The organism is Streptomyces sp. NPDC057271, assembly GCF_042668715.1.
Lineage (GTDB): Bacteria > Actinomycetota > Actinomycetes > Streptomycetales > Streptomycetaceae > Streptomyces.
The window spans coordinates 38,609-45,118 of sequence record NZ_JBHUYJ010000065.1; the positions used below are offsets into that span (position 1 = coordinate 38,609).

Below are 6,510 nucleotides of genomic sequence, written 5' to 3' on the forward strand. Positions count from 1 at the left end.
TTCGCTGCTCAGCGGCGGCGTACAGCTCGAAAGGCGCGCAGGACATTGGTGTAGCCGCGGGCCAGCGTCTCCTGGCTGAGGCCGAGGGGCGGCTCCAGGGCGACACCGCGCTGGGTGGCGATGGTCTGCGCCTCGGTGAACCTCTGCAGGCCCTCGATCCCGTGGCGGCGCCCGATCCCGGAGTCCTTCATGCCGCCCATGGGCGCGTCGATGCTGCCGTAGCTCACCCCGAAGATCTCGTTGACATTCACGGTGCCCGCCTCCAGCCGGGCGGCGACCTTGCGGCCGCGGGTGCTGTCGCCGCTCCAGACGCAGGCGTTGAGGCCGTACCGGCCGGCGTTGGCGCGTTCGATCTGCTCCTCCACCGAACGGCACCGGTACAGCGCGATGACCGGGCCGAAGGTCTCCTCGTCGAAGCACTTCATGTCCGGGGTGGCCCCGGTCAGCACGGTGGGCTCGAAGTAGTACGGGCCGATGTCCGGCCGATGCCGGCCGCCGACGAGGACGTGCGCCCCCTTGGCTACCGCGTCCTGAAGGTGTTCGGTCACGGTGTCGAGCTGCCGCTGCGAGACCAGCGAGCCCATGTCCGGGCCGTACTCCAGGCCGATGCCCAACCGCATCCTGCGGATGCGGTCCAGGAATTCCCTGGTGAAAGAGTCGTACACCCGGTCGTGGACGTAGATACGCTCGCTGGATCCGCACAGCTGGCCGGCCGAGGTGAAGCAGTCGCGTACGGCACCGGAGGCCGCCTTGACCGGATCGGCGTCGTCGAGCACCAACAGTGGGTTCTTGCCGCCGAGTTCCAGGGAGATGCCGATCAGTCGGCGTCCGGCCCTCTCGGCCACGAGCCTTCCGACCTCCGACGATCCGGTGAACGAGATGTGGCCCGCCCGCTCCACGACGGCTCCGCCGACGCCGGGCCCATCACCGAGCACCACCTGGTAGACACCGTCCGGCAGACCGCACTCGCGCAGCAGCCGCGCACCCCACAGCACGCTCAGCGCGCCCTGGTTGTCCGGCTTGTGCACCACGCCGTTGCCCGCCAGCAGCGCCGGCAGCACATCGGACAGGCCCAGTTCGAACGGGTAGTTCCACGGCGAGATGGTGCCCACGACCCCGATGGGGGCGCGCAGCTCCAGCACATGAGTCAGGCGTGGCAGCAGGCCGTAGCGCCGGGCGGGGGCGAGCAGTCGCGGCGCCCGCAGCCCGTAGTAGCGGGCGTTCATCGAGGTGCCGGCGACCTCCTGGAAGGCGTGCCAGCGTGACTTGCCGGTCTCCACCTGGATGAGGTCGATGATCTCGTGCTGCCGGGACAGCAGCAGGTCGTGGAAGCGCAGCACCACCTCGGCGCGTTCCTTCACCGTGACGGCGGCCCAGCTCTCCTGGGCGCGGGCGGCGGTGGCGTAGGCGTCGGCCACGTCGCGCTCCGTGGACTGCGGGAGTTCGACCAAGGGCTCCCCCGTCAGGGACGAGACGGTCTTGACGGGGGGAGCGCTCGCCACCGCGTAGGCGAGGAGCGGTTCGAGGGGAACGGTCGTCGTGGTGCGCATTTCGGCTCCCTGATCAGGCGTATGGCCGGGTCGTCAGTACGACTTCTCCAGGCCGAGGGTGTGCTCGGCGACGAAGTTGAGCAGCATCTCCCGGCTCACCGGGGCGAGATGGGCCACCCGGACCATCGGGTAGAGGATGCCGACCAAGTGCTCCTCGGTCAGTCCGTAGCCGCCGTGGATCTGCACCGCCTGGTCGACGGCCCTGATGGCGGCCTCCCCGGCTGCGTACTTGGCCATGTTGGCCACTTCTCCGCTGACGTCCTGGCCGTGGTCGTACAGCCAGGCCGCCTTCTGGACGAAGGTCCTGGCCAGTTCGAGATTGATCTTTGCCATGGCGAGCGGGTGGGACAGGCCCTGGTGCGCGCCGATGGTCGTGTTCCACACCCGGCGCTCGCGCGCATAGCGGACGGCCCGGTCGATGGCGTAGCGGCCGAGCCCGCAGCTCCAGGCCGCGAAGGTGATGCGCTCCGGGTTGAGCGCTCCGGCGAACAGCGCGCGGAGGGCGGAGCCGTTCTCGCCGACCAGGGCGCTGCCGGGCAGGCGCACCTCGTCCATGGTGACCTCGAACTGCCCGGTAGCCGCCGTGAAGACCATCGGCGTCTTCTCGTACGACAGACCGGGCGCGTCCCGGTCCACGATGAACAGGGCCGGGCGCAGCTTCCCGGTGGCGGCGTCCTCGGTGCGGGCGATCACCATCATGGCGTCGCACAGATCGATCGCGGACACCAGCGACTTGTGGCCGGACAGCACCCAGTCGTCGCCGTCACGCCGGGCGGTGGCGGCGATGCGGTGCAGATTGGAACCGCCGGCCGGATCGCTGACGCCGAAGGTCATCCGTGCCGAGCCGTCGGCGAACCCGGCCAGCCACCGCTTCTTCTGCTCCTCGGTGCCCGCCTTCGCGATGAAGGTGGCGCACATGGCCGTCGATACGGGGAGGAACAGCAGCGGCACTCCTCCGGCGGCGAACTCCTCGGCCACGAGCTGTAGTTCGTAGATCCCGGCGCCGGCACCGCCGTACTTCTCGGGGATGCTGACTCCGAGGAAGCCCGCGCGGGCGGCCTCCTCCCACACCTCGGTGGTGTCCTCGCCGGACTTCGCCTTTCCGGCGAAGTACTCCAGCCCGTAGCGTCCGGCCATCTCCGCCACCGAGCTGCGCAGCCGCTGCTGTTCGGGTGTCTCGTGGAAGTGGTTCATCGCACCTCTCCGCCCTCGTCCGCCTTCGTCAGCTGCCGGGCGTCGCTCCCAGGGCCGACGGCGGGTTCAACGTAGGCGGCGCCACCCGCTCCGCGGTCCTCAGCGGGCACTCTGCGGCCGATCGGCCACTGGGGGCGCAACGGCGCGAATCCTTCGGCCACCTCGGACATCCGCACTCGGCCACATGATCGCGGAGATAGGTGAGTGGAAGGCGAATCAAAGGTACGCACTAGGACACGCACGGACCGGTCGACAACGCCGGGGGCCGGCCCAGGACAAGTGGAGGACCTGTGTCGTACAGCAACGATGACTATGGACCCATCAGACGGGCAGGCGTCGTCCTGCGCAGTCTCGGAGTCCTTCACCGGTCGGGTCTGATCCGCTTCGGCAGGCCCGATCTGCTCGTCCGGTCGGCGCGCGCGATTCGCACGCTCGGGGTGGCCGCCGGTCCCGTGTGGGCAGGGGCCCGGAAGGAGGGGAGCGCGCTGTGTCTGGTCGACGAGCTGGGCGAATTGACGTTCCATCAGATGGATCGGAGGACGAACGCCCTCGCCCGCTCCCTGGCCGAACGCGGTATCGGACCCGACTCGTTGGTCGCTCTGCTGGCCAGGGACCACCGCGGTGCGGTGGAGACCATGGTCGCAGCCGGGAAGCTGGGGGCCAGGTTGATGCCGATGAACACTGGATTCGCCGGACCCCAGTTGGCCCAGGTCGCCGAGCGCGAGGGCGTGGACGCCATCGTGTACGACGAGGAGTTCTCCGAGGCCTTGGCCGCGGCCCGTCTCCCGGAGACGGTGCGGTCCTTCCTGGCCTGGACCGACGGCGAGCACGCCGGGGAGGGATCTGCCGTACTGACACTGGAACAGTTGATCCAGGACGCGGACGACAGGCCACTGCCTCCACCCGCGCGGACGGGCCCCTTGGTGCTGCTGACCAGCGGCACCGGGGGGACGCCAAAGGCCGCACCCCGCGCGGTCGGCAACCCGCTGGCGGTCGCACAGCTGCTGGACCGGATCCCCCTGCGTAACGGCGAGTGCACCGTGGTGGGGGCGCCGCTCTTCCACGGCACAGGTCTGTCGCAGTTCCTCATGTCCCTGTCGCTGGGCTCGGCCGCCGTGGTGCGCCGCCGGTTCGACCCCGAGGCCCTGCTGGGCCAGATCGAGAAGTACCGGGCCACGGCACTCGTGCTGGTGCCCACGATGCTCCACCGGATCCTCGACCTCGGCCGGAAGGTTCTTGACTCGTACGACACCTCGTCGCTGAGGATCATCCTTGTGGCCGGGGCGCCACTCACCCCCGAACTGGGCAACCGGGCCACGGAGCGTTTCGGCGATGTGATCCACAACATGTACGGGTCTACCGAGGTATCGGTCGCGACCGTGGCCGTGCCCGAGGACTGGAAGGCCGCTCCCGGAACTGTGGGCAGGCCCCCGGTCGGCTCCCGGATCGCGATTTTCGACCGGCACGGGCAGCGGATCACGGAACCCGGCATCACCGGCCGGGTCTTCGTCGCCAGCAACCTGGCCTTCAAGGGATACACCGACGGGCGGCCCCGCGAGATGATCGGTTCGATGCTGAGCTGCGGCGACCTCGGCCATCTCGACGCCGAGGGAAGGTTATTCATCGACGGCCGGGAGGACGACATGATCGTCTCCGGCGGGGAGAACGTGTACCCCGCCGAGATCGAGAACATCCTGGCCGAGCACGAGGAGATACGGGAGGCCGCAGTGATCGGTGTGCGGGACGAGGAGTTCGGTCAGCGCCTGAAAGTGTACGTGGTCCCCGTCGAGGGTGCCTTGCTCGACGAGGACGGGGTGAGGTCGTACGTCAAGGCACACCTTGCCCGTCACAAGGTTCCGAGAGACGTGGTGTTCCTCGGCGAACTTCCCCGGAACAGCACAGGAAAGCTGACCAGGAACAGACTTCGCTAGCTGCCGGAGAATCCGTCCGCCGGACTGGCGGACTACCGGGCGGCAAACTACAGGACTGCCGGACTGCCCGGTGCAGGGCCTCACCGCGAGCGCCCGAGCCGATGCCGGTTCCGTTCAGGTACACAGGCGAACCCACCGCCCATTTCATGCGTGTCGATGGCAAAGCCGTTGTGCGGTGGATGCGGTGGGAGTTGCCGGTGCGACCCGTACGCACGGACTGCGCCCGCACCGCAGCTCCGCCTCACTCTCGGGGGCAGGCTCCGGCACTGGCGCCGGGACATCTGCCCGCCAAACTGTACGTTTGTCAGAGGAGTCGGCATGGCACAGCCCCCGCTGCGAACCCAGCGGCCGTTCGACCAGTTCCAGACCACGAAGACGACCACTGTCGAAGGTACCCGGCCCGACGCCCACTCCGCTCGAGGGCGGATGGTGATCTCTGTCGCAGCGCCAGACCTTAGCACCGGCAGGCAGGCCAATGCGGCGATCACGGTCGGCATAGCCGATCACGAGATTCTGGTACGGGGCGGTATCCGAGCGATGTTGGAGCAGGCCGAGGGCATCCGCGTCGCCGGAGAGGCGGGCGACGCCAACGCAGCCGTCGCGCTGGCCTCGCGTCACCAGCCGGGAGTGCTGCTGATCGACGGTGTGATGGCCGGCACCCAAGGGGCCCGGGTCGTCGGTGCCCTGCACCGCCTGGCGCCCACGACCGCCGTGGTGGTGCTCGCCTCGTCGCCGGACGGCAGACATGTCGACCGGGTGTTGCGGGCCGGTGTAGCCGGATGCCTGCTCAAGAGCGGCGACCCGCAGGACATCGTGGCCGCGGTGCGGGCGGTGGTCACCGGAGGGGCGGCGCTGGGCCCGGAGGTCGCCAAACACGTGCTGGAACGGATGGCGGAGATCGACACCGATCGTGTCGAGCGCGCCCGCGAACTCATCGGCGGCCTGACCCTGCGGGAGAAGGAGGTACTGGCGCTCGTCGCGAAAGGCATGGCGAACATCGAGATCGGACGGGCCCTTCACCTGAGCGAGGGAGGCGTCAAGGCCCACATCAGCCGTCTGCTCACCAAGCTCGGATGCAGCAACCGCGTGCGCGCCGCCCTCATCGCCCACGACGCGGGGCTCACCGGCAGCAACGCAAAGGATGCGGCCTGGCCCCGGCCGGCGGCCTGAGTCCACCGGACCGAGCCGAGCCCGTCACACCGACCACGGACCGTGGCCGAGCGGACACCATCCCCTCGCGGGCGGCGAATCCTTCGGCCGCGTTCCCACGACAGCTGACCGCGGAGACCACTCCGTGGCTCCATGGCCGAAGCCACGACCACCCCTGTCTTCCCGTTCCCCCGAGCCGGGGGTTGTCCGCTCTCTCCTTCCCCATTGCTGAGCGCGCTGCGGAGATCGTGGGGATGAGCGTGGTGTCAATCCCCTCGAACCGTGGAGTCCTTCCTATGCAGCCAGTCCCACGGTGAGGCCGGCCCGGTACTCGTTCTCGTAGTCGATCGGGCTCTTGAACCCGCACACGCTGTGAAGTCGGCGGGTGTTGTAGAAGTCGGTGATCCAGGTGGCGACCTTGAGCCGGGCCTCGGTGCGGGTGCGGAAGGTGTGACGGTGGACGTACTCGACTTTGAGGACGCTGTTGAACGCCTCGCTGACGGCGTTGTCGAAGCACGAGCCGACCCGGCCCATGGACCGCGTCACGCCCAGTCGGCGGCAGGCGCGGGCGAACTTCCTGGACGTGTACTCGGCGAGTTCAACTGGTGGTTGCAACACCGGGCTGTTGTAGCGAGCGTAGCTGTTCCTCGAACACCTCCGCTGGAGTCTTCCAGCCGAGGATTTTG

The 6,510-nt window shown here is 68.9% G+C and carries 5 protein-coding genes; 2 read left to right on the forward strand and 3 right to left on the reverse strand.

The window, feature by feature from the left end:
* Positions 1 to 8: 8 nt before the first annotated feature.
* Complete coding sequence (locus ACFUJR_RS26025; RefSeq protein WP_383178177.1) at positions 9 to 1,550, reverse strand: succinic semialdehyde dehydrogenase; 1,542 nt, start codon at positions 1,548 to 1,550, stop codon at positions 9 to 11.
* A gap of 33 nt (positions 1,551 to 1,583) precedes the next feature.
* Positions 1,584 to 2,744 carry an acyl-CoA dehydrogenase family protein gene (locus ACFUJR_RS26030; protein ID WP_383178179.1) on the reverse strand — a complete coding sequence of 387 codons (1,161 nt, stop codon included), beginning with the start codon at positions 2,742 to 2,744 and terminating at the stop codon, positions 1,584 to 1,586.
* Positions 2,745 to 3,034: 290 nt separating this feature from the next.
* Between ACFUJR_RS26030 and ACFUJR_RS26035 the strand changes: the two genes are divergently transcribed.
* Together ACFUJR_RS26035 and ACFUJR_RS26040 are read left to right on the forward strand one after the other, a co-directional pair.
* Complete coding sequence (locus tag ACFUJR_RS26035; RefSeq protein ID WP_383178182.1) at positions 3,035 to 4,675, forward strand: AMP-binding protein; 1,641 nt, start codon at positions 3,035 to 3,037, stop codon at positions 4,673 to 4,675.
* A gap of 318 nt (positions 4,676 to 4,993) precedes the next feature.
* Positions 4,994 to 5,845: a LuxR C-terminal-related transcriptional regulator gene (locus ACFUJR_RS26040; protein ID WP_383178185.1), complete on the forward strand. Its 852-nt coding sequence runs from the start codon at positions 4,994 to 4,996 to the stop codon at positions 5,843 to 5,845.
* Between the two features lie 273 nt (positions 5,846 to 6,118).
* Here the strand turns inward: ACFUJR_RS26040 and ACFUJR_RS26045 are convergent, their stop codons facing one another.
* Positions 6,119 to 6,358 (reverse strand): integrase core domain-containing protein, encoded by a 240-nt coding sequence (locus ACFUJR_RS26045; protein ID WP_383178188.1) that lies wholly within the window; start codon positions 6,356 to 6,358, stop codon positions 6,119 to 6,121.
* Between the last annotated feature and the right edge of the window lie 152 nt (positions 6,359 to 6,510).

Bases quoted from the DNA above. Each gene is read 5' to 3' on its own strand.
- ACFUJR_RS26025 (WP_383178177.1), bottom strand. From the start codon at position 1,550: ATGCGCACCACGACGACCGTTCCCCTCGAACCGCTCCTCGCCTACGCG.
- ACFUJR_RS26030 (WP_383178179.1), bottom strand. From the start codon at position 2,744: ATGAACCACTTCCACGAGACACCCGAACAGCAGCGGCTGCGCAGCTCG.
- ACFUJR_RS26040 (WP_383178185.1), top strand. From the start codon at position 4,994: ATGGCACAGCCCCCGCTGCGAACCCAGCGGCCGTTCGACCAGTTCCAG.
- ACFUJR_RS26045 (WP_383178188.1), bottom strand. From the start codon at position 6,358: ATGGGCCGGGTCGGCTCGTGCTTCGACAACGCCGTCAGCGAGGCGTTC.